24 protein-coding genes and 1 riboswitch are annotated in these 20,615 nt (G+C 61.5%); of the genes, 22 read left to right on the forward strand and 2 right to left on the reverse strand.

What is annotated here, in order from left to right:
- Window positions 1-9 precede the first annotated feature (9 nt).
- A riboswitch (Lysine riboswitch) is annotated at window positions 10-182 on the reverse strand.
- A gap of 98 nt (window positions 183-280) precedes the next feature.
- Together B5F94_RS07305 and queA are read left to right on the forward strand one after the other, a co-directional pair.
- Window positions 281-1,966 carry a SpoIID/LytB domain-containing protein gene (locus B5F94_RS07305; RefSeq protein WP_087329070.1) on the forward strand — a complete coding sequence of 562 codons (1,686 nt, stop codon included), beginning with the start codon at window positions 281-283 and terminating at the stop codon, window positions 1,964-1,966.
- Window positions 1,963-2,988, forward strand: a complete 1,026-nt coding sequence (gene queA, locus B5F94_RS07310; protein ID WP_087329072.1) for a tRNA preQ1(34) S-adenosylmethionine ribosyltransferase-isomerase QueA — start codon at window positions 1,963-1,965, stop codon at window positions 2,986-2,988. Before B5F94_RS07305 ends, queA begins: the two co-directional genes overlap by 4 nt.
- 41 nt (window positions 2,989-3,029) lie before the next feature.
- Here the strand turns inward: queA and B5F94_RS07315 are convergent, their stop codons facing one another.
- Window positions 3,030-4,103, reverse strand: a complete 1,074-nt coding sequence (locus tag B5F94_RS07315; protein ID WP_087329042.1) for a tetratricopeptide repeat-containing glycosyltransferase — start codon at window positions 4,101-4,103, stop codon at window positions 3,030-3,032.
- A gap of 57 nt (window positions 4,104-4,160) precedes the next feature.
- The gene (locus B5F94_RS07320; protein ID WP_087329044.1) at window positions 4,161-4,805 is read right to left on the reverse strand and encodes a collagen-like protein; all 645 of its coding nucleotides are present in this window, start codon (window positions 4,803-4,805) and stop codon (window positions 4,161-4,163) included.
- 233 nt (window positions 4,806-5,038) lie between these two features.
- Here B5F94_RS07320 and trxA point away from each other — a divergent pair, with 233 nt between their 5' ends.
- The 20 genes from trxA (at window position 5,039) to B5F94_RS07420 (ending at window position 20,468) form a co-directional block, all read left to right on the forward strand.
- Window positions 5,039-5,353 carry a thioredoxin gene (gene trxA, locus B5F94_RS07325; protein WP_087188739.1) on the forward strand — a complete coding sequence of 105 codons (315 nt, stop codon included), beginning with the start codon at window positions 5,039-5,041 and terminating at the stop codon, window positions 5,351-5,353.
- Between the two features lie 15 nt (window positions 5,354-5,368).
- Window positions 5,369-6,286, forward strand: a complete 918-nt coding sequence (gene trxB, locus B5F94_RS07330; protein ID WP_087329046.1) for a thioredoxin-disulfide reductase — start codon at window positions 5,369-5,371, stop codon at window positions 6,284-6,286.
- 16 nt (window positions 6,287-6,302) lie between these two features.
- Window positions 6,303-6,737 carry an RrF2 family transcriptional regulator gene (locus tag B5F94_RS07335; protein ID WP_087269533.1) on the forward strand — a complete coding sequence of 145 codons (435 nt, stop codon included), beginning with the start codon at window positions 6,303-6,305 and terminating at the stop codon, window positions 6,735-6,737.
- Window positions 6,734-8,032, forward strand: coding sequence for a cytochrome c biogenesis protein CcdA (locus B5F94_RS07340; RefSeq protein WP_087329048.1), 1,299 nt, complete (start codon window positions 6,734-6,736; stop codon window positions 8,030-8,032). The genes B5F94_RS07335 and B5F94_RS07340 overlap by 4 nt, the downstream gene beginning before the upstream one ends.
- 106 nt (window positions 8,033-8,138) lie before the next feature.
- The gene (tgt, locus tag B5F94_RS07345; protein ID WP_087329050.1) at window positions 8,139-9,269 is read left to right on the forward strand and encodes a tRNA guanosine(34) transglycosylase Tgt; all 1,131 of its coding nucleotides are present in this window, start codon (window positions 8,139-8,141) and stop codon (window positions 9,267-9,269) included.
- A gap of 107 nt (window positions 9,270-9,376) precedes the next feature.
- Complete coding sequence (gene yajC / locus B5F94_RS07350) at window positions 9,377-9,748, forward strand: preprotein translocase subunit YajC (RefSeq protein WP_242955423.1); 372 nt, start codon at window positions 9,377-9,379, stop codon at window positions 9,746-9,748.
- A 60-nt stretch (window positions 9,749-9,808) separates the two neighbouring features.
- Window positions 9,809-10,234: a TIGR04086 family membrane protein gene (locus tag B5F94_RS07355; RefSeq protein ID WP_242955424.1), complete on the forward strand. Its 426-nt coding sequence runs from the start codon at window positions 9,809-9,811 to the stop codon at window positions 10,232-10,234.
- Between the two features lie 58 nt (window positions 10,235-10,292).
- A complete protein-coding gene (gene scfA / locus B5F94_RS07360) occupies window positions 10,293-10,433 on the forward strand; it encodes a six-cysteine ranthipeptide SCIFF (RefSeq protein WP_087188745.1) in 141 nt (46 codons plus the stop codon).
- A 69-nt stretch (window positions 10,434-10,502) separates the two neighbouring features.
- On the forward strand, window positions 10,503-11,882 hold the full coding sequence (scfB, locus tag B5F94_RS07365; RefSeq protein ID WP_087329052.1) for a thioether cross-link-forming SCIFF peptide maturase: 1,380 nt from the start codon (window positions 10,503-10,505) through the stop codon (window positions 11,880-11,882).
- Window positions 11,883-12,327: 445 nt separating this feature from the next.
- Window positions 12,328-12,969, forward strand: a complete 642-nt coding sequence (locus tag B5F94_RS07370; protein WP_242959150.1) for a stage II sporulation protein M — start codon at window positions 12,328-12,330, stop codon at window positions 12,967-12,969.
- A 25-nt stretch (window positions 12,970-12,994) separates the two neighbouring features.
- Window positions 12,995-13,873, forward strand: a complete 879-nt coding sequence (xerD, locus tag B5F94_RS07375) for a site-specific tyrosine recombinase XerD (protein ID WP_087329056.1) — start codon at window positions 12,995-12,997, stop codon at window positions 13,871-13,873.
- Between the two features lie 287 nt (window positions 13,874-14,160).
- Window positions 14,161-14,694: a crossover junction endodeoxyribonuclease RuvC gene (gene ruvC / locus B5F94_RS07380; RefSeq protein ID WP_087329058.1), complete on the forward strand. Its 534-nt coding sequence runs from the start codon at window positions 14,161-14,163 to the stop codon at window positions 14,692-14,694.
- Between the two features lie 13 nt (window positions 14,695-14,707).
- Window positions 14,708-15,313, forward strand: a complete 606-nt coding sequence (gene ruvA, locus B5F94_RS07385) for a Holliday junction branch migration protein RuvA (RefSeq protein WP_087269554.1) — start codon at window positions 14,708-14,710, stop codon at window positions 15,311-15,313.
- Between the two features lie 22 nt (window positions 15,314-15,335).
- A complete protein-coding gene (locus B5F94_RS07390; protein WP_087188751.1) occupies window positions 15,336-15,674 on the forward strand; it encodes a DUF6054 family protein in 339 nt (112 codons plus the stop codon).
- Between the two features lie 12 nt (window positions 15,675-15,686).
- A complete protein-coding gene (ruvB, locus tag B5F94_RS07395; protein ID WP_087269557.1) occupies window positions 15,687-16,742 on the forward strand; it encodes a Holliday junction branch migration DNA helicase RuvB in 1,056 nt (351 codons plus the stop codon).
- Window positions 16,743-16,839: 97 nt separating this feature from the next.
- Window positions 16,840-18,195 carry a phosphoglucosamine mutase gene (gene glmM / locus B5F94_RS07400; protein WP_087329060.1) on the forward strand — a complete coding sequence of 452 codons (1,356 nt, stop codon included), beginning with the start codon at window positions 16,840-16,842 and terminating at the stop codon, window positions 18,193-18,195.
- Window positions 18,196-18,266: 71 nt separating this feature from the next.
- The gene (locus tag B5F94_RS07405; RefSeq protein ID WP_087329062.1) at window positions 18,267-18,902 is read left to right on the forward strand and encodes a sigma-70 family RNA polymerase sigma factor; all 636 of its coding nucleotides are present in this window, start codon (window positions 18,267-18,269) and stop codon (window positions 18,900-18,902) included.
- Window positions 18,903-18,973: 71 nt separating this feature from the next.
- On the forward strand, window positions 18,974-19,255 hold the full coding sequence (locus B5F94_RS07410; protein WP_087188755.1) for a zinc-ribbon domain containing protein: 282 nt from the start codon (window positions 18,974-18,976) through the stop codon (window positions 19,253-19,255).
- Between the two features lie 137 nt (window positions 19,256-19,392).
- The gene (locus B5F94_RS07415) at window positions 19,393-19,863 is read left to right on the forward strand and encodes a spore coat protein CotJB (RefSeq protein ID WP_087329064.1); all 471 of its coding nucleotides are present in this window, start codon (window positions 19,393-19,395) and stop codon (window positions 19,861-19,863) included.
- Window positions 19,863-20,468, forward strand: coding sequence for a manganese catalase family protein (locus B5F94_RS07420; RefSeq protein WP_087329066.1), 606 nt, complete (start codon window positions 19,863-19,865; stop codon window positions 20,466-20,468). The genes B5F94_RS07415 and B5F94_RS07420 overlap by 1 nt, the downstream gene beginning before the upstream one ends.
- Window positions 20,469-20,615: the final 147 nt, after the last annotated feature.

Below are 20,615 nucleotides of genomic sequence, written 5' to 3' on the forward strand. Positions count from 1 at the left end.
TACCAGACAAAAGCAGACAGCACTCCGCCGCGTGTGCGGCGACAGTCGAACGGATCTTATCCGGGCGACCAGGCAAACGCACCACCGGGAGCGTCCCTTCGGCGGCCTCCCCTTTCACGCGGTTCACCGGGCCCGGCACCCTCACCACGCTACTCTTGAAGAGCCGCGCCTCTATCCTGCAAATGTAATTTCGCTATTTAGTTTGCAAAATTGTACCACAAGTTCTGGCAAAGTGTCAACGAAAGCGAGATGGGATTTCCGCCAAATGAAAACGGGAAAGATGAAAAAAATTGTGCAGATTGCAGCCCTGGCCCTGGCCATTGCCCTTCCACTGAGCCAGGCGCCGGCCTCCGCCGCCTCGGTGGCGGTGGATCCCACCATCAAAGTGGGTATCTTTTACGGCTCCAACGCCCTGCCTGGCGCCAACCTGCTCAACGATGTGGGCAGCGGGTACCGGCTGGGCTATTATGACGACAACCGGGTGTTTCAGCAGCTGGCCGCCACCAGTGAGACCGCCATCTCGGTGGTCAAAACCCAGAATGTCTACTACGGCAAGGTGGGGACATGGAGCGGCTATTACGACACCATTACCTCCAATATCGCCGTGGGCTGCTGGCATTTGAAGCTGCCCGGCAGCTACAGCTCCTACGACGAGGCTGCCGCTGCGGCCTCCGCCTATTCCGGCGGCTTCGTGGCCTGGATCGACGGGACGTGGCAGGCAAGAGTGGGGGCCTACCTGGACAAGGAATCCGCCCAGGCCGCCCAGACCAGCCTTGGCCTTGGGGACGCCGAGGTGGTTGGTACCTCCAGCGCCGGGGTGTCGGTGGTCAAGACGGGCGCCAGTCAGATCCTCTTCCAGTTTGACAGCGCCTCCAAGTGCCTGGGCATCAAGCCCGGCCTGGACGACAGCGTCAAGACCGAGACCATTTTCCGGGGCTGTACCTATTACGGCGGCTTCCAGTATCAGCGGGTGAGCGGAGGTAACCTGACGGTGAGCAATGTCATTGGCCTGGAGGATTATGTACAGGGGGTCATCGTGCGGGAGATGAGCTCCTCCTGGCCCCTGGAGGCCCTGAAGGCCCAGGCGGTGAGCGCCCGCACCTACGCTTACCGCAATTACACCGCCAGCAAGCACAAGAGTCAGGGCTTCGACATCTGCAACTCCACCTGCTGTCAGGTGTACTACGGTATGGACGAGGTGACGGCCAACAGCAGCAAGGCGGTGGAGGAGACTTATGGTGAATACGCCTGGTACAACGGCTCCCTCATTGAGGCGGTATACTCCTCCCACGACGGCGGCGCCACCGAGAGCGCCGTCAATGTGTGGGGGAGCAACGTGGCCTACCTCATCGGCAAGTACGACCCCTACGAGGCGTCGGTGGCCAGCAAGGTTCCCAACTACAACTGGACGGTGACCTACACCGCCCAGGAGCTCACCGACCTGCTCAATTCCAAGGGCTATACCAACTCGGGCATCGTGGACTTCAAGGTCACCAAGACCAGCCCCACCGGCAATGCCATTGAGATCACCTTCACCGACTCCTCCGGCAAGAGCTGGAGCAAGATCCGGGACGACTGCCGCACCTTCCTGGGGCTGCGGTCCATCCATTACACCGTGTCCAGCTCCGCCGGCAGCGGCTCGTCCGGCGGGGGAGGGAGCTACACGGTGAACGGAAATGGTACCCTCGGCAGCCTGGACGGGGCCTATGCCATCGACGGCATCGGTTCCACCTCCAAGCTGAGCGGCGATGTGTACATCATTGACGGCAGCGGCCAGGTAAGTAAGGCCACGGCCTCCGGCGGCAGCGGCGGGGACAGCTCCACCGTGTTCACCATCACCGGTTCCGGCTGGGGCCACAACGTAGGCATGAGCCAGTGGGGCGCTTATGCCATGGCCCAGCAGGGCTATACTTATCAGGATATCCTGACCTTCTACTATACTGGAATAGAGGTGCGCAAGCCATAAAGACGTCTGATTTTGACTTTTACCTGCCGGAGGAGCTGATCGCTCAGACTCCTCTGGAGAAGCGGGACTCCTCCCGGCTGCTGGTGCTGGACAAGCACACCGGCGAAACGAAACATATGCACTTTTTCGATCTGCCCACTCTGCTGAGACCGGGAGACTGCCTGGTACTCAACGACTCCCGGGTGCTGCCCGCCCGGCTCATCGGCCACCGGGAGCCCTGTGGGGGCGCGGTGGAGGTGCTGCTGCTCATCGACCGGGGCAATAAGACCTGGGAGTGCCTGGTGCGGCCGGGCCGCAAGATGAAACCTGGTACCCGGGTGTCCTTCGGCGAGGGCCAGCTCACCGCCGAGGTCACCGAGGTGCTGGAGGGGGGCAACCGGCTGGTCCGCTTCGACTACGAGGGTATTTTCCTGGAAAAGCTGGAGCAGCTGGGCAAGATGCCTCTGCCTCCTTACATTAAGGCCGAGCTTAACGACCCGGAGCGGTATCAGACCGTCTACTCCCGGGAGGTGGGCTCCGCCGCCGCCCCCACCGCCGGTCTCCACTTCACCAAGGAACTGCTCAAGCGGGTGGAGGACATGGGGGTGCGTCTGGCCTATGTGACCCTCCATGTGGGCCTGGGCACCTTCCGCCCGGTGAAGGAGGAGGATATCCTGGACCACGAGATGCACTCGGAGTACTGCATGATCTCTGCCGAGACTGCCGAGACCATCAACCGGACCAGAGCCGAGGGAGGCCGGGTAATCTGCGTGGGCACCACCTCCTGCCGCACCATTGAGAGCTGGGCGGCAGAGGACGGAACCCTGAAGGAGAGCGCCGGGTGGACCAATATCTTCATCTATCCGGGCTACAAATTCAAGGTGCTGGACTGCCTCATCACCAACTTCCATCTGCCGGAATCCACCCTCATCATGCTGGTGTCCGCCCTGGCGGGCCGGGAGCACATCCTGGCCGCCTACAAGGAGGCGGTGGAGCAGAAATACCGCTTCTTCTCCTTCGGAGACGCCATGTTTATCTGCTGAAACAACCAAAAGGCCTGCCGTAGTAAAACGGCAGGCCTTTTTTACATCCTGCTCAGTACCTCCACGTTGCCTGCCAGACGGGGATCGGTAGGGGAGAGGACCAGGGCCTTTTGCGCTTCCTCCCGAGCGGGGCCGATGCGCCCGGTGCGGAAATAGGCCTGACACCGCAGGTCATGGGGGAGCGGCCCCCAGGACTCGGCTTCACAGATGTAGGTATCGGGCCGGACGGTGATGGCCAAAGCGACACCGGTAAAATACAGCACCCCGTCCCAGTTCTCCTGCTGGTAGCAAAGGGTGGCCAGATCCATCCAGGGCTCCCGCAAATGGGGGGCCTCAGCGGCGGCACGGAAAAACCAGCTTCTTGCTTGGGCGGGGTCCCCCTTTTGTATGTAGGACTTGGCAATGTACCGCATGGAGGCTGCCCGCTCATCCTTCCAGGTGGCGGTGGGCATGGACAGGTGCCGCTTGAGGGTGACAATGCAGTCATCCCACCGGCTATGGAAAAAGTACTCCCGGCCCAGGTAGTGGGCGTTGCGGTCGTCTTCCGGTTCCTCCTGTACCGATAGTTCCAGCAGGGGGAGGTACTGGCCCCGGGATTTGGAGGGATCAGGGTGGTGGTCCAGCTGCACCCCCAGCGCTGTTACCATGGGGCCGGGCTGACCGGGCCCCTCCCAGCGCAGGATCTCATGAACCGGATGGACCCACCGGTAACCGTGGCGGCGGTGGATCTTCTCGTACCAGAACACCACGCCCTCGGCTCCATCGGGCCGGAAGGACCAGGTGTAGCGGTACCGGGCCTGACCTGTGCCGGGCGTCCAGGCCGACTCCAGAGCAGCCCGCCAGCCGGGATGGAACACCTCGTCCAGGTCGGTACATACGCAGATATCGGCGTCCTCATCCACCAGGTCCAGAGAGCGGTTGCGGGCAGTGTCAAACCGCCAGGGAGAAATGGTCTCCACGGTGACAACGGCTCCTCGGGCCTCCAAACGGGCCACGGTGTCGTCGGTGGAGCCGGTGTCCAGCACCACCACCTGATCGGCCTCCGACATGGAGTCCATCCAACGGTCCACAAACTGGGCCTCATTCTTGCAGATGGCGTAGACTACAATTTTCATAAGTGCCTTCTCCTTTCACAGAAGGAGAGGGGGGCAGACTGCCCCCCTCCCGCAGGATCAGGTTTCCATCAGGCCAGCGGCCTTCAGATTCTGGATAATCTGGTTGATGGCGTTGACAGCGTCGGTCAGGCTGGCACTGGTTTGCAGGGTGGTGACCGCGGCGGCGGCGTTGGTCTCACCGGCAGGGCCGGTAGGCCCGGTAGGACCGGTGGGTCCGGTAGGTCCGGTTGCACCGTCAGTGCCTGCGGCACCGGTAGGACCAGTGGGTCCGGTAGGTCCAGTTGCACCGACAGTACCCGCGGTACCGGCAGGGCCGGTGGGGCCAGTAGGACCGGTAGCGCCATCGGGGCCAGGGATACCCTGAGGTCCGGTAGGACCGGTAGCGCCGTCAGGTCCGGGAATACCCTGGGGGCCAGTGGGGCCGGTCACACCTGCCGCGCCGGTGGGTCCGGTGGGTCCGGGGGTGGCAGGTCCGGTAGGCCCGGTGGGTCCAGTAGGGCCGGTAGCACCGGCGGCGCCGGAACCGGCAGGCCCGGTAGGCCCGGTAGCACCAGTGGGACCGGTAGCCCCGGTAGGTCCGGTGGGACCAGGCACGGGGCAGGGAGGGGGACAGGGCGGCGGGCAGCAGCCTGGCGGACAGCAGCAGGCCCCACCTTCCTGTTTCCGTTTCCACTCCCGATCAGAGGGAAGATAGTGGTTCATATTGTACTCCTTTATCCGCTTGGCTTGTGGCTGTGCCACATGACAGCCTATGCGTTTGCCTGACGGGAGGTGCGCCGCTGGAACGCCCAGCAAAAAAGTAGGAAAAGGGGTTGACAAGACTAACTGTAACTGGTATAGTTACAGTATAGAAGTGAAACAAATAAAGTTACAGTTAAAAGCATATCATACAGTCAGGCGATTGCCTGCTATTCGGAACAGAAAGGACGATGGATATGACTCCCATTACCATTACCAAAGCCAATTTTGAAGAAGTAGTGCTTCATTCCGACAAGCCGGTGCTGGTGGACTTCTGGGCCCCCTGGTGCGGCTACTGCCGCCGGATCAGCCCGGTGCTGGACCAGATCGCCCAGCAGTTTGACGGCCAGCTGGTGGTAGGCAAGATCAACATTGACGAGGAGCCGGAGCTGGAGGAGCAGTTTGAGGTGGAGGTCATTCCCACCCTGTTCCTCTTCAAGAACGGGGAGACGGGGGAGCCCATTGTGAACCCCGGTTCCAAGGCTCAGATCATCGACTGGATGGGACTGTAAAAGGAGGCGGACGGCATGGCGCAGTATGAAATCCTCATCGTAGGGGGCGGCCCCGCCGGTTATACGGCGGCCCTGTATGCCGCCCGCAGCGGCCGCAAGACGGCGGTGGTAGAGAAGTTGTCTGCCGGCGGCCAGATGGCCACCACCTCAGTGATCGACAACTACCCCGGCTTCCCCGATGGGGTGGACGGCTTCGAGCTGGGGGAGAAGATGGAGCAGCAGGCCCGGAAGTACGGGGCGGAAACCGTATACGCCGAGGTCACCGGGGCTGACTTAACTGCTGTTCCCAAGGTGCTCCACACCAGCGAGGGGGACCTGACCGCCGACGCGGTAATCCTGGCCACCGGAGCCTACCCCCGGGAGCTGGGCCTCCCCGGCGAGAGCGAGGTGCGGGGGAGAGGGGTCGCCTACTGCGCCGCCTGCGACGGAATGATGTACCGGGGCAAGGTGGTTGCAGTAAACGGCGGTGGCAACACCGCTGTGGAGGACGCCCTCTACCTGTCCAAGCTGTGCAAGAAGGTCTATCTCATCCACCGGCGGGACAGCCTGCGGGCTTCGGCGGTGTACCACAAGGCCCTGGAGGAGGCCGGGGTGGAAATCCTCTGGAACACCCGTGTGACAGACCTGCGCAAGGAAAAACGCCTGACAGGTATCGAGCTGGAAAATGTGGTCACCGGCGAGAAAAGCGAGCTGGCCTGCGACGGCCTCTTTGTGGCGGTGGGCCGGGTGCCCGATACCGCCCTCTTTGCCGGACAGGTGGAGACCGATCAGGCGGGTTATCTGGTGGCAGACGAGAGCTGCCGCACCAGCGTGTCCGGTGTGTTTGCTGCCGGGGACGTGCGTACCAAGGCTCTGCGGCAGGTCATCACCGCTGCTGCCGACGGCGCCAACGCCGCCCACTGGGCGGAGGACTATCTGCTGAAACGCGTGTAAAGGAGAATCCCATTCCATGAACGGCCTGTTCTGTGTGGCGGTCCACGCCCTGATCTATCTGGATAAGCGGGGATGTCTGCTCTCCAGCGAAGAGCTGGCGGCCAACATCTGCACCAACCCGGCCCGGGTCCGCAAGGTGATGGCCAAGCTGAAAAAGGCGGGGCTGGTGACCACCCGCACCGGCACCGATGGCGGCTATCAGCTGGTGGCTGATCCGGAGAAGGTGACCCTGGACACGGTGGCCGACGCCCTGGAGGTGCGGTTCGTGGAGCCCGCCTGGCACAGCGGCGGAGGCGTGGACTGCGGCTGTATGGTGGCCTCCGGCATGGCCGGGGTGATGGACCACCTGTTTGATGATCTGGACCGGCGCTGCAAGGCGCGGCTGGCCCAGCTCCGCCTCTCCGACCTGGAGGGGCAGCTGGAATCCATACAAAAAGGAGAACCCCTATGAATTTGCAGCTTGAGACCGGCGTACCGGTGCTCACCGTCTTTATCCAGGGCCTGCTCAGCTTCTTTTCGCCCTGCGTACTCCCGCTGGTGCCTCTGTATGTGGGTTATTTGGCGGGAGGAGCCCGGACGGTGGACGAGAAAGGCAATATCCGCTATCCCCGTGGCAAGGTGCTGATCAACACCCTGTTCTTTGTGGTGGGTGTCAGCTTCGCCTTCTTTGTGCTGGGGCTGGGCTTTACCGCCGCAGGCCGCTTCTTCAGCGGCAATCAGACCCTGTTTGCCCGCATTAGCGGCATCATTATGATCCTCTTTGGTGTCTATCAGTTCGGCTTCTTCGGCAAGGCCGCCGCCCTGGAGACCGAGCACCGGCTGCCCTTCCGACTGGACAAGTGGGCCATGAACCCCCTGGTGGCCCTGGTGCTGGGCTTCACCTTCAGCTTTGCCTGGACTCCCTGCGTGGGCCCCACTCTAGGCAGCGTGCTGCTGATGGCCTCTTCCGCCGCAAGCGCCGGCAAGGGCTTTTTGCTCATCGCCGTTTACACCGCCGGCTTTGTGATCCCATTCCTGGCGGTGGGTATTTTCACCGGCACGGTGCTCAACTTCTTCAAGACCCATCAGAAGGTGGTCAAGTATACCGGCAAGGTGGGCGCCGCTCTGCTGGTCCTCATGGGTATCATGACCTTTACCGGCTTTATGAACGGTATCACCGGCTATCTGTCCGGCATTGGGGGAGGGACCGGCGTAACCGAGACGCCTACCCAGAGCGAAAGCGTCTCTCCCACGCCGGAGGCCACCCAGACCCCGGAGCCTGCGGAGAGCGCCACTCCTGAGCCGTCGGCTGAGCCCACGCCCAAGCCTGAGATTGCCGCCCCCGACTTTACCCTCACCGATCAGTACGGCAACACCCACACTCTGTCCGACTACCAGGGCAAGACGGTGTTCCTCAACTTCTGGGCCACCTGGTGCGGCCCCTGCAAGAGCGAAATGCCAGACATCCAGAAGCTGTATGAGAGTTATGGAGAAAACAGCGAGGACCTGGTGGTGCTGGCGGTGGCCAACCCCGGCGGACAGGACGTATCCCAGGAGGAGATCGAGCAGTTCCTGGAGGACAACGGTTACACCTTCCCGGTGCTCATGGATACCACCGGTATGACTCTGGCCTATTACGGCATTTCCGCCTTTCCCACCACCTTTATGATTGACGCCAACGGCAACGTGTACGGCTATGTGCCGGGAGCCATGACGGCGTCCATCATGGAGTCGGTGGTGCAGCAGACCATGGACAGCGTGAAGTAAACAGGGAAGAGCGGCGCTATGCGCCGCTCTTTCTGGCTTTGAGGCGTTGTCATTTTCTCCGCTTTCTGGTATGATAGTAACACTTGCAAAATAAAGGGGTTTTATTGTGTTTGAAGTGATCAAAACCGAGGGCAAGGCCCGCCGGGGCGTCTTTACCTGCGCCCACGGCACGGTACAGACGCCGGTTTTTATGAATGTAGGCACCCAGGGCGCCATCAAGGGGGCTCTGTCTGCCTTTGACCTGAAGGACATCGGCTGCCAGGTGGAGCTGTCCAACACCTATCACCTCCACCTGCGTCCCGGTGACCAGGTGGTGCGCCAGATGGGTGGCCTCCACAAATTCATGCGGTGGGACGGGCCCATCCTCACCGACTCCGGCGGATTCCAGGTATTCTCTCTGTCCGGTCTGCGAAAGATCAAGGAGGAGGGAGTCACCTTCGCCTCCCACATCGACGGCCGCCGCATTTTCATGGGCCCTGAGGAGTCCATGCAGATCCAGTCCAACCTGGGCAGCGACATTGCCATGGCCTTTGACGAGTGCGTGGAGAACCCGGCCACCTATGAGTACGCCAAGGCCTCCTGTGAGCGCACCCTGCGCTGGCTCCGGCGGTGCAAGGTAGAACATGACCGGCTCAATGCGCTGCCCGACACGGTGAATCCCCATCAGATGCTCTTCGGCATCAACCAGGGCGCCACCTTCCCCGATCTGCGGGTGTGGCACATGAAAGAGACCGCCAAGATCGACTGCGAGGGTTATGCCATCGGCGGCCTGGCGGTGGGGGAGCCCACCCAGGTGATGTACGACATCATTGACGCGGTGGAGCCCCATATGCCGGCGGACAAGCCCCGATATCTCATGGGCGTGGGCACCCCCTCCAACATCATTGAGGGTGTGGCCCGGGGCGTGGACTTCTTTGACTGCGTCATGCCCGCCCGCAATGCCCGCCACGCCAAGCTGTTCACCTGGTCGGGAGCCATGAACATCCGCAACGAGAAGTACAAGACCGATGAGCGGCCCATCGATCCCGACTGCGACTGTCCGGTGTGCCGGAATTTCTCCCGGGCCTATCTGCGCCACCTCTTCGTGGCGGAGGAGATGCTGGCCATGCGCCTGGCCGTTATGCATAACCTGTATTTCTATAATAAACTGGCTCAGCGCATCCGGGATGCCCTGGATGCCGGTCAATTCACGGCCTTCCGGGCGGAATATTCCGAGAAGTTGGTCGGACGAATCTAAAACAAATTGTGAATCATGGCGAAAAACACTTGTCAAAACTTGCAAATCGTTTTATAATGTTCCACTGATGACGCATGGCGTCAAAGTTGAAATCGGAGGGGATTGTATTGACAGCACAGATCACCAACGCGATGTTGTCCAGCACCGGCACTGATGCTGGTGGGGCAGGTAGTATGTTGAGCATGATTATCCCGCTGGTACTGCTCATCGCGGTGTTTTATTTCCTGCTGATCCGTCCTGAGAACAAGAAGAAGAAGGCCGCTGCCAAGATGCGTTCCGAGCTGTCCGTGGGTGACCAGATCACCACCATCGGCGGCATCGTAGGTACCATCTGCGCGGTGAAGGAGAACACCATCGTGATCGAGACCAGCTCTGATCGCGTGCGCATGGAGTTCACCAAGTGGGCTGTGTCCACCCGCGGCACTCAGACTACTGAGGAAGGCCCCGGCGAGACCAAGGACGCCAAGGACAAGAAGTAATAAGAAACGCCCTCCCGGCATAGGTTTCATCAGGAACCTGTGGTAAGGGAGGGTGTTTTTATGGGTAAAAAGGAGGAGGACCAGGGCGCCAAGCTGCTGCGCTGCGCTTTGGGTATCCTGCTGGGCGGGCTGCTGGCCCTGGGCGTGTGTATGCTGTTCCTGCTGGGAGCGTCGGTGGCCATCTCCGGCGGTCTGCTGGACATGGACCTGACGTATCAGATCACCATCGTGGGGTGTGTGCTGGGCGGTTTCTGCGGCGCCCTGCTGGCGGTGAGCCGCTGCGGCGGAGGATTGGCCGCCGGACTGCTCACCGGAGGGGTGCTCTTTCTGCTGGTGCTCACCCTGGGAGCCCTGTGCTTCCGGGATGTATCCCTGGAATCGGGGGGCATCGGCCTGCTGTGCGGGTCCCTGTGCGGCGGGGCCGCTGCCGGTCTGCTGGGGAGCGGCAATCGAGGGAGCAAGCGGAAAAAACGCAGAAAGCGTTGAAATTGGAAAGACCCTATGGTATAATGACCTAAAGTCTCTATTTGGGAGGGAAATCAGAATGAAGCATATCAAGACGCTCAACGGCGCTACTCTGAAGAAGAGCGCCGCCCACGGCGGCTGCGGCGAGTGCCAGACCTCCTGCCAGTCCGCCTGTAAGACCTCTTGCACCGTGGCCAACCAGAAGTGCGAGAACCGGTAACAAACAACAGGGCAAGGGTGGGCGTGTAGGCCCACCCTTTTCCATGCCCTGAGGAAGGAACAAAATTTTATGGTACATACCTTTCAGTGTCTCGGCGTACGCATCGCCGTTGACGTGAACAGCGGCGCCGTCCATGTGCTGGACGAGCTGACCCACGACCTGCTCACCGCTCTGGCGGAGCGGGAGGAGAACGGGGAGAGCCTGGATGGGGCCCTGCCCGAGGCTCTGGCCGCTGCCCTGCCTCAGTATGATCCCGCCGCCCTGGCCGAGGCCTGGGAGGAGCTGCGGGAGCTGAAAAAGGAGGGCCTGATCTTCGAGGCCGACGACTACATCGACCGGGACAAGGCCGCCTCCATGCAGCAGCAGGCCCTGGTGAAGGCCCTGTGCCTCCACGTCTCCCACGACTGCAACCTGCGGTGCAAGTACTGCTTCGCCTCCACCGGCGACTTCGGAACCGGCAAGCGCATGACCATGGACATCGAAACCGCCAAAAAGGCCATCGATTTCGTCATTGCCAAGTCGGGCAACCGCCGCAACATTGAGGTGGACTTCTTCGGCGGCGAGCCCCTCATGGCCATGGATACCGTGAAGGCCACCGTGGAATATGCCCGCTCCATCGAGCAGGAGCATGGCAAGTGCTTCCGCTTTACCATTACCACCAACGGCGTACTGCTGGACGACGAGAACATCGAGTACATCAACCGGGAGATGTCCAACGCGGTGCTGTCCCTGGACGGCCGCAAGGAGGTCAACGACGATCTGCGGCCCACCATCAACGGAAAGGGCTCCTATGATGTCATCGTGCCCAAGTTCAAGAAGCTCATCGCCGGACGGGGCACCAAGGACTACTATCTGCGGGGCACCTTCACCCGCTTCCACAAGGACTTCGCCGAGGACGTGAAGGAGCTGGCCACCATCGGCAAGAACGTGTCCGTGGAGCCGGTGGTAGGGAAGGAGACCGACCCCTACGCCATTCAGGAGTCCGATCTGCCTGAGCTGAAGGCGGAGTATGAGAAGCTGGCTGAGTATCTGAAGGACCACCGGGAGACCAACTTCTTCCACTTCAACGTGGACCTTCAGCAGGGCCCCTGCGTCATCAAGCGGCTGCGGGGCTGCGGCGCCGGCTGCGAGTATGTGGCCATCACCCCCGACGGCGACATCTACCCCTGTCATCAGTTCGTGGGCAACGAGGAGTACAAGCTGGGCAGCGTGAAGGACGGCACTTTCGACAACAGCCTGTCCAGCCGGTTTGCCGGTCTTAACGTCTACACCCGGGAGGAGTGCGCCCACTGCTGGGCCCGGTTCTATTGCTCCGGCGGCTGCTCCGCCTCCAACCTGCTTGTCGGCGGCGACATAAAGCATCCCCACAAGGTGGGCTGTGAGCTGGAGCGCAAGCGTCTGGAGTGCGCCATCGCCCTCAAGGCCATCGATGCCGGTATGGCTGATTAAGGGGTATACAAAACGTAATTATACTATCTGTAATCGATGTAATCAGCGCAGAAAGCCCTGCTGTTCGAGGCGGAAACCCTTGAGCGGCAGGGCTTTTCTCTGTTTTACCGGGATGAGTGCCAATCGAGAGCAACCCCTGGCCGATAGACCGTTCCGCACAGGGGAGGGGCTGACAAAACGGGGTGACAAGGGATTTTCCTTGTCGTAAAAAAGGCTCATTTTCCTAGAAAAATCAAGGGGAGAAGGGGCCGCTGTCGGGCTCTGCCGTGCTGGCCGATACACTGGTAGACATAATATACTTTACATAAGCATTCGGCATAATCGACAAAAATGACTTTTTTTCTTGCCGCACCTTGCACGATGCTCCGTGTTAAGCTATGATTATACCAAGAAATAAACAGGCAGGTCTGATTTACCAGTCTGGCGCATAGGCTTCTGTTGGGAGGTGAAGCCTTTGCGCAGGACCATTGTGGCCGCCTGGAATGTGCCCAGGGACGGGATCGTCCCGGCACTGATCATCCTGTCGGCCTGCTTTTTGGCCGGTGGGCTGACAGGCTGTCTGTTGGCCGCCCAGGTGGGCGGCGCTGGTGAAGCCAGCCTGAATCAGTATCTGGAGGCCTTTCTGCTGGCCGCACAGGAGGGCGCCGTAGATGTTCCCGCGCTGTGGGCTCAGATTTGGGACACGCTGCGCTGGCCCCTCTTTGCCCTGCTGCTGGGATTCACTGCGCTGGGTGTGCTGGGCCTGCCGGTGCTCTTCGCCCTGCGGGGATTTTTGCTGGCCTTTTCCATCGCCTCCTTTGTGCGGGCCTTCGGCGGCGCCGGCTGGCTGCTGGCCAGCCTGGTGTTTGGCGTCGGCGGGGTTCTGTCTCTACCTGCTCTCTTCGTGCTGGGGGTACAGAGTATCCTGTCCGCCCGCGCCCTGTCCGCCCGGGTCCGGGGAGAGGGAAAGGGCAGGGTTCTGTGGGGCCGGGACTGTCTGGTCCGATGTGCGCTGTGTCTCGGCGCTGTTTGTGTGTGTATTCTGCTGGAGCGGACTGTGGTGCCCGCTCTGCTTTCCGGCGCGGCAGGCGCTCTTTTGAACCGATAGAGAGAAACGGGAAGGTGTTGGATGGATGGAATATCTCAGTGGATACGAACGATTTCTGACCGAAGAAAAAAAGGCGTCCCCCAATACGCTGAGTTCCTATCTGCGTGATGTGCGCCAATACCTGGACTGGCTGGGGGAGAAGGGGATCTCTCCCACCCAGGCAGTCCACGCCGATGTGGAGGCCTATACCCGCAGCATGACTGCCCGGGGCAAGTCTGCCGCCACCGTGACCCGGAGCCAGGCCTCTCTCAAGTCCTTCTATTCCTGGATGATGGAGATCGGCCAGATCAGCGAAAACCCCGCCCGGGGTCTGTCCCAGACCAAGGTGGAGCGCAAGCTGCCCCACATCCTTACCTCCCGGGAAGTAGAGCTCTTTCTGGAGCAGCCGGACCCCACCGATGCCAAGGGCTGCCGGGACAAGGCCATGCTGGAGCTGCTCTACGCCACCGGCATCCGGGTCAGTGAGCTCATCGGCCTGAATCTGGACAACATCAACCTGTCTGCCGGGTTCATCCGGTGCGCCAACCGGGGGAAGGAGCGCATCATCCCCCTGTACCAGGCGGCGGTGCGGGCCCTGCAGAACTATCTGGACCGGGTCAGGCCCCAGATGGTGGAGCACCCCGACGAGAAGGCCCTCTTCGTCAACATGAGCGGGGAGCGGATGAGCCGCCAGGGGTTTTGGAAGATCATCAAGCACTATCAGGAGAAGGCGGGCATTCAGAAGGACATCACCCCCCATACCCTCCGCCACTCCTTTGCCGCCCATCTGCTGGAAAACGGCGCCGACCTCCACTCCATTCAGGAGATGCTGGGCCACGCCGATATCTCCTCCACCCAGATCTACACCCAGGTGGTGAGCCAGAAGCTGAAGGACGTGTACAACAAAGCCCATCCCAGAGCGTAAACAGCCAGGGCCTGTTGCAAAATGTGCAGCTCGTACAAAGACCCGTCATTCCGAGAAAAACGGCCGCCCACCGGGCGGCCGTTTTTCGTGGGAATCCGTCCCTTTTGCCGGGGAAACGGATTGCCACGCCAGTGTGCGCACTGGCTCGCAATGACAGGTTTGTGCAAAACAGCTATTTTGCAGCAGGCCCTCTTTGCGTCCCGGGGCGGGCCTAATTCCTCCTTGCGCCCGTTTCAAGGCCGTGATACAATATTCTCTGTATGGAAAACAGGGAGGAAACCGACGCTATGCTGATTTTAGGCATCGACCCCGGCTTCGCCATCGTGGGCTTCGGCCTGGTGGAGGCAGCGGGGGGGAGGGCCCGGCTGGTCCAGTGCGGGGCCATTACCACCCCGGCGGGTGAGGCCCTGCCCGCCCGGCTCCTCCAGATCTCCAATGACATGGACCTGCTGCTGGAGCAATTCAAGCCGGAGGCCATGGCTATCGAGGAGCTTTTCTTCAACAACAACATCACCACCGGCATCGGCGTGGCTCAGGCCCGGGGGGTGCTGCTGCTGGCGGCGGAACGGCACCAGGTGCCCATTTACGAATATACCCCCAGCCAGGTGAAGCAGGCAGTGGTGGGCTATGGCAAGGCGGAAAAACGGCAGGTCATGGACATGACAAAGCGGCTTTTGAACCTGAAAGCTGTCCCCAAGCCGGACGACGCCGCCGATGCGGTGGCTATCGCCCTGTGCCACGCCCGCTCATACACCTCCCGGCTCCAGAGCCCCGACGCCAACCGGCCGGGCAGCGGCCGGTACGCCGCACGCAAGGATTAGGAGTTACATTATTATGTTTTACTATGTGAAAGGAACCGTGGCCCACACCGCCCCCTATCTGGCGGTCATCGACTGCGGCGGGGTGGGCTACGCCTGCCGCACCACCAACAATACCCTGGCCCGGCTGAAAAAAGGGGAGAGCGCCAAGCTCTTCACCCACCTGAACGTCCGGGAGGACGCCATGGAGCTGTACGGCTTCGCTACGGAAAACGAGCTCAACTGCTTTCAGCTCTTGATCTCGGTATCCGGTGTGGGACCCAAGGCGGCCCTGTCCATCCTGTCTTCCGCTACCCCCGAGTCCCTGGCCATGAGCATCATCACCGGGGATGAGAAGGCCCTCACCGTGGCCCAGGGCATCGGCAAGAAGATCGCCCAGCGCATCATCCTGGAGCTGAAGGATAAGCTGGCCAAGGGTCAGATCAGCCCGGGCGGCGAGAGCTACGGCGGCACCGGGGTCACGGTGATCCCGGAGAACAAGTCCTCTGAGGCCGCCGCCGCTCTGGCGGTGCTGGGCTACTCCCAGACCGAGATCGGCATGGCTCTCAAGGGCATTGACGTGGATGCCCTCAGCCTGGAGGACATCATCAAACAGGCGCTCAAGAAAATGATGAAGGGGTAATCCCCCGGAAGGAGGAACCACCATGGCCAAACTGGAACGCAACCTCACCGGCAGCTTTGACGGACTGCTGGACTATCTGCACGACGGGATTTTGAACGGCAGCTCCTCCGCCAGCTGGGAGGACAGCAGCGACTACCACAACGGCTCCTTCCGGGTGGCCGTCCGGGTGTATGAGCGGTACAGCTTTATGGGGGGCAACCGGGTGAGCCTGAACCTGACTCTGGTGGGCAACGGCCCCCATCTGTTCCTGTCCGCCATTACCTCCGGCGGCAGTCAGGCCATGCTGTTCAAGATCAACACCCTGGGGGAGGGCGCCTTCCTGGACAAAGTGGAGGAGCTGCTGGACGGGTGGCGCGGATAAGGAAGTGAGACTTTGAGCATTGCATTTTCTGAAGACGGCTTTGAGACCGAGGAGCCTCTGGTGACCACATCCCTCACCCGGGATGACGAGAACGAGGGCTCCCTGCGGCCCAAGACCTTAAACGAATACATCGGCCAGGCCAAGGCCAAGGGCAACCTGGAGGTCTTTATCCAGGCCGCCAAGATGCGGAACGAGCCATTGGACCACGTGCTGCTCCACGGCCCGCCCGGCCTGGGTAAGACCACCCTCTCCAACATCATTGCCAACGAGATGGGGGTCAACATCCGCATCACCTCCGGCCCGGCCATCGAAAAGCCCGGCGATCTGGCGGCCCTGCTCACCAATCTGGCGGAAAACGACATCCTGTTCGTGGATGAGATCCACCGGCTCAACCGGTCGGTGGAGGAGATCCTGTATCCTGCCATGGAGGACTTTGCCATCGATATCATCATCGGCAAGGGACCGTCTGCCAACTCTATCCGGTTGGACCTGCCCAAATTCACCCTCATCGGAGCCACCACCCGGGCGGGCCAGCTGTCCGCCCCTCTGCGGGACCGGTTTGGTGTGACCCTGCGGCTGGAGCTGTACACCCCGGAGGAGCTGGCCCTCATTGTCACCCGGTCTGCGGGCATCCTGGATGTGCCCATCGAGCCTGACGGCGCTATGGAGATCGCCAAGCGCAGCCGGGGTACCCCCCGGATCGCCAACCGGATGCTGCGCCGGGTGCGTGACTTCGCTCAGGTGAAGGCCGGGGGCGTCATCACCCGGGAGGTGGCCGACGTGGCCCTGTCCGCCCTGGAGGTGGATCACCTGGGGCTGGACGCCATTGACCGGCGGATGCTCCGCTCCATTATTGAGCACTACGGCGGCGGCCCAGTGGGTCTGGAGACCCTGGCGGCCACCATCAACGAGGAAGCTGTCACCCTGGAGGACGTATACGAGCCCTATCTGATGCAGATGGGCTTCCTCACCCGCACGCCCAGAGGCCGGTGCGTCACCCGGCGGGCCTATGAGCACCTGGGCCTGGCCGTCCCCGGCGGGGTGGGAATGGAGCAGCTGAGCTTTTAGTCCCACAGGCGACCGTAGAGGCCGCCCCTACAGAGCAGACACAAACCTTAACACATCGTTTTAATTGGATGATTTCGGTAGAAAGAGGTAATCTAGCATGGGTAAACTGTTTGGAACCGATGGGATTCGCGGCGTGGTCAACGCCGGTCTGGACGCGGAACTGGCCTATGATGTGGGCGTGGCGGCAGCCTATGTGCTGGCCCAGGCGAAAGGGGAGGGGCGTCCCCGGTTCGCCATCGGCAAGGACACCCGCATCTCCTCCGATCTGCTGGAGGGTGCGCTGGTGGCCGGTCTGTGCTCCGCCGGCGCCGACGTGCTCCACCTGGGCGTGATCCCCACCCCCGGCGTGGCCTGGGTGACGGTGGACAGCGGCTGTGACGCCGGTATCGTCATCTCCGCCTCCCACAACCCCTTTGAGCACAACGGCATCAAGATCTTCAACAGCCAGGGCTTCAAGCTGCCCGATGAGCTGGAGGGCAAGATCGAGGACATTATCCTCAACAAGGTCCCCGTGCCCCGCAAGACCGGCGGCGACATCGGCCGCGTGACCTACGCCGACCAGAAGGAGCGCCAGGACTACATCGATCACCTGGTATCCACCATCGATTCCGACCTGTCCGGCCTGAAGATCCTGGTGGACTGCGCCAACGGCGCCTCCTCCGCCACCGCCGGCCGGCTCTTCGATTCCTTCCCCGACCTGCACACCGACATCATCAACGCCGACCCCGACGGCGTGAACATCAACAACGGCTGCGGTTCCACCCATCTGGACGGCCTGAAGGCCATGGTCACCGCCGGCAAGTACGACCTGGGCATCGCTTTTGACGGCGACGCCGACCGCTGCCTTATGGTAGACGAGACCGGCGAGGAGATCGACGGCGATCAGGTCATCGCCGCCTGCGGCCTGGAGCTGCTGGAGCAGGGCAAGCTGCCCGGCAACGCCATCGTGGGTACCGTCATGAGCAACCTGGGCCTGCACGTCTTCTGCCGGGAGCACAACATGGAGCTGTTCTGCACCGCTGTGGGTGACCGGAACGTGCTGGAGAAGATGGAGGAGGAAGGCTGGGTCCTGGGCGGCGAGCAGTCCGGCCACACCATCTTCCGCAAATACGCCACCACCGGCGACGGCCAGCTCACCGCCCTGCAGTTCCTGGCCCTGCTGCGCCGCTCCGGCAAGAAGGCCTCTCAGTTGGTGGAAGGCTGCAAGCGCTATCCCCAGACTCTCATCAATGTGCCGGTGGCCGATAACGCCGCCAAGCAGGCCATCATGAACGACCCCTCCATTATGGACGCCGTGGCAGAGCAGGAGAAGCTGCTGGCGGGCACCGGACGGGTTTTGGTCCGTCCTTCCGGCACCGAGGCCCTGGTGCGGGTGATGGTGGAGGCCCAGAGCCAGGAGGATGCAGAGAAAGTTGCAGAGCTCTTGGCAAATGTCATAAAAAATCGGGGCTGAAACTGAAATATTTCTGGCAAACACTTGACAAATTCAGGTATCAACGCTTATAATGTGCAAGGAGAAACGGCATGAAAGAGGACCATTTCCAACCGCAGGATCCCAGTGATGAGGCCCTGTGTGCCCTGGCCGCTTCCGGCGATCGTCAGGCCGAAGAGGACCTGGTGGTGCGCTATAACCGACTGGTCCGCATCTGCGCCCGGCCCTATTTCCTGGCCGGCGGAGACAGCGAGGACCTGATCCAGGAGGGAATGGTGGGGCTGCTGGCCGCTATCCGGGAATATGACCCAGAAAAGGCCGCCTCCTTCCGCACCTATGCGGAGGTGTGCATCAAAAACCGTTTGTTCTCCGTTATCAAAGCAGCAGCAAGAGATAAGCACATACCGCTGAACAACTCCGTCTCGTTCGGAACCCCTCTTTTTAGTGGGAACGGCGATCCATTGGCGTTCAGCGCACCTGACGGACAGGGAACAGACCCGGAGGAGATCTTCCTCAGCCGGGAATCCTTCCGGGAACGTCTGGAGGCGCTGATCGGTCAGCTGTCCGGCTTCGAGGCAAGCGTACTTCGGTTGTATCTGAACGGTCTGTCCTACTCCGAGATTGCAGCCGAGGTAAACAAGTCCCCCAAATCGGTGGACAACGCGGTGCAGCGTATCCGGCGCAAGCTGGCGCAGCAAACTTCTTCCGGCGACATCAGCAAAGGCTGATCGCAATATTACACTGACCCAGCACATGGATCATCCGGACCTGGGCAAAGAAGCAAAGAGAGGGTAACATCATGTACGAAGACAAGACTCTGGTATGTAAGGAATGTGGCCAGGAGTTCGTGTTCACCGCCGGTGAGCAGGAGTTCTACGCCGAGCGCGGCTTCCAGAACGAGCCCCAGCGCTGCAAGGCCTGCCGTGACGCCCGCAAGGCTGCCTCCCGCGGCCCCCGCGAGTACTTCACCGCTACCTGCGCTTCCTGCGGCGGCGAGGCCAAGGTGCCCTTCGAGCCCAAGTCCGACCGTCCTGTTTACTGCAGCGATTGCTTCGCCCGTATGCGCGGCGAGCAGCACTAATCTGCATACCCCAAAGGCCGTCCCGTTCGGGACGGCCTTTTTCTATTGACTGAATGGCGCCTTTTTTCCAACCTCCGCATAGGATGTTCTGGACGGGGCTCCCGTCCCGTCCCAATCCATAGGAGGAGGGACACCCCTTGTATCCCGAGAACAACCCTCAGAACAATCCCGGCATCTGTGACGACAGCTGCGGCACGCTCCCTGAGTGCGCCCCCCTGGCCGTCCCCTATGTGCCGTTTCAGCCCAATAACCCCAAGCGCTACTCCCAGCAGGAGGCCCTGGCCAACGGCACCCTGTTTCCCGGCCTGAACCTGCCCTTCCGCATCAAGGCGGAGGCGGTGAAGGTGCTGGGCACCCAGCTGGCGGAGCTCCAGGCCCTGGAGTTCATGCTCCAGGAGCTGGGCCTCTACCTGGACACCCACCAGGACGACGCCGAGGCCTTCCAGCTCTTCCGGAAGTACGCCGCCCTGGAGGCCGAGGCCCGCAAAAAGTATGAGGCCGCCCACGGCCCCCTGACCCAGAATGCCGCCGCCGGCGCCGACAGCTGGGCCGCCTGGCTGGAGGGCGACTGGCCCTGGAACTACACCGCGGAAGGAGGGGCCAAGTAATGTTCCAGTACGAGAAGAAGCTGCAATACCCCGTGCGCATCAAGACCCCCAACCCCAAGCTGGCCGCCTGGGTCATCAGCCAGTACGGCGGCCCCGACGGCGAGCTGGGCGCCTCTCTGCGCTATCTGTCCCAGCGCTACGCCATGCCCTATCCCGAGCTCAAGGGCCTGCTCACCGACATCGGTACCGAAGAACTGGGCCACCTGGAAATGATCGGTGCCATCGTCCATCAGCTTACCCGGGGACTGACCCAGGAGCAGCTGAGAGAGGGCGGCTTCGCTCCCTATTTTGTGGACCATACCACCGGCATCTATCCCACCGCCGCCTCCGGCGCCCCCTGGAACGCCGCCAGCATCGGCGTCAAGGGGGATGTGATCTGCGACCTCACCGAGGATATGGCCGCCGAGCAGAAGGCCCGGGTCACCTATGACAACATCCTGCGCCTCAGCGACGACCCCGACGTCAGCGACGTGATCCGCTTCCTGCGGGAGCGGGAGATCGTCCACTTCCAGCGCTTCGGTGAGGCGGTGCGCCTGGCCAAGGAGAAGATGGACCGGAAGAACGTCTACTTCACCAATCCCGCCTTCGATACCGCCAAACAATAAGCAAAAGGGCCGCCCTCACGGGCGGCCCTTTTTGACGTTGGTGGTACCAAAGTCAACCCCCGGCTATGCCGGGGGTAAAAAATAGCTTATAGCGAGGAGGAAAGTAGAAAAGTAAAAAACTCCCTGATAAGGTAGGAGTGGTTTGCC

Origin of the sequence: Flavonifractor sp. An4 (assembly GCF_002161755.1) — a bacterium.
Lineage (GTDB): Bacteria > Bacillota > Clostridia > Oscillospirales > Oscillospiraceae > Flavonifractor > Flavonifractor avicola.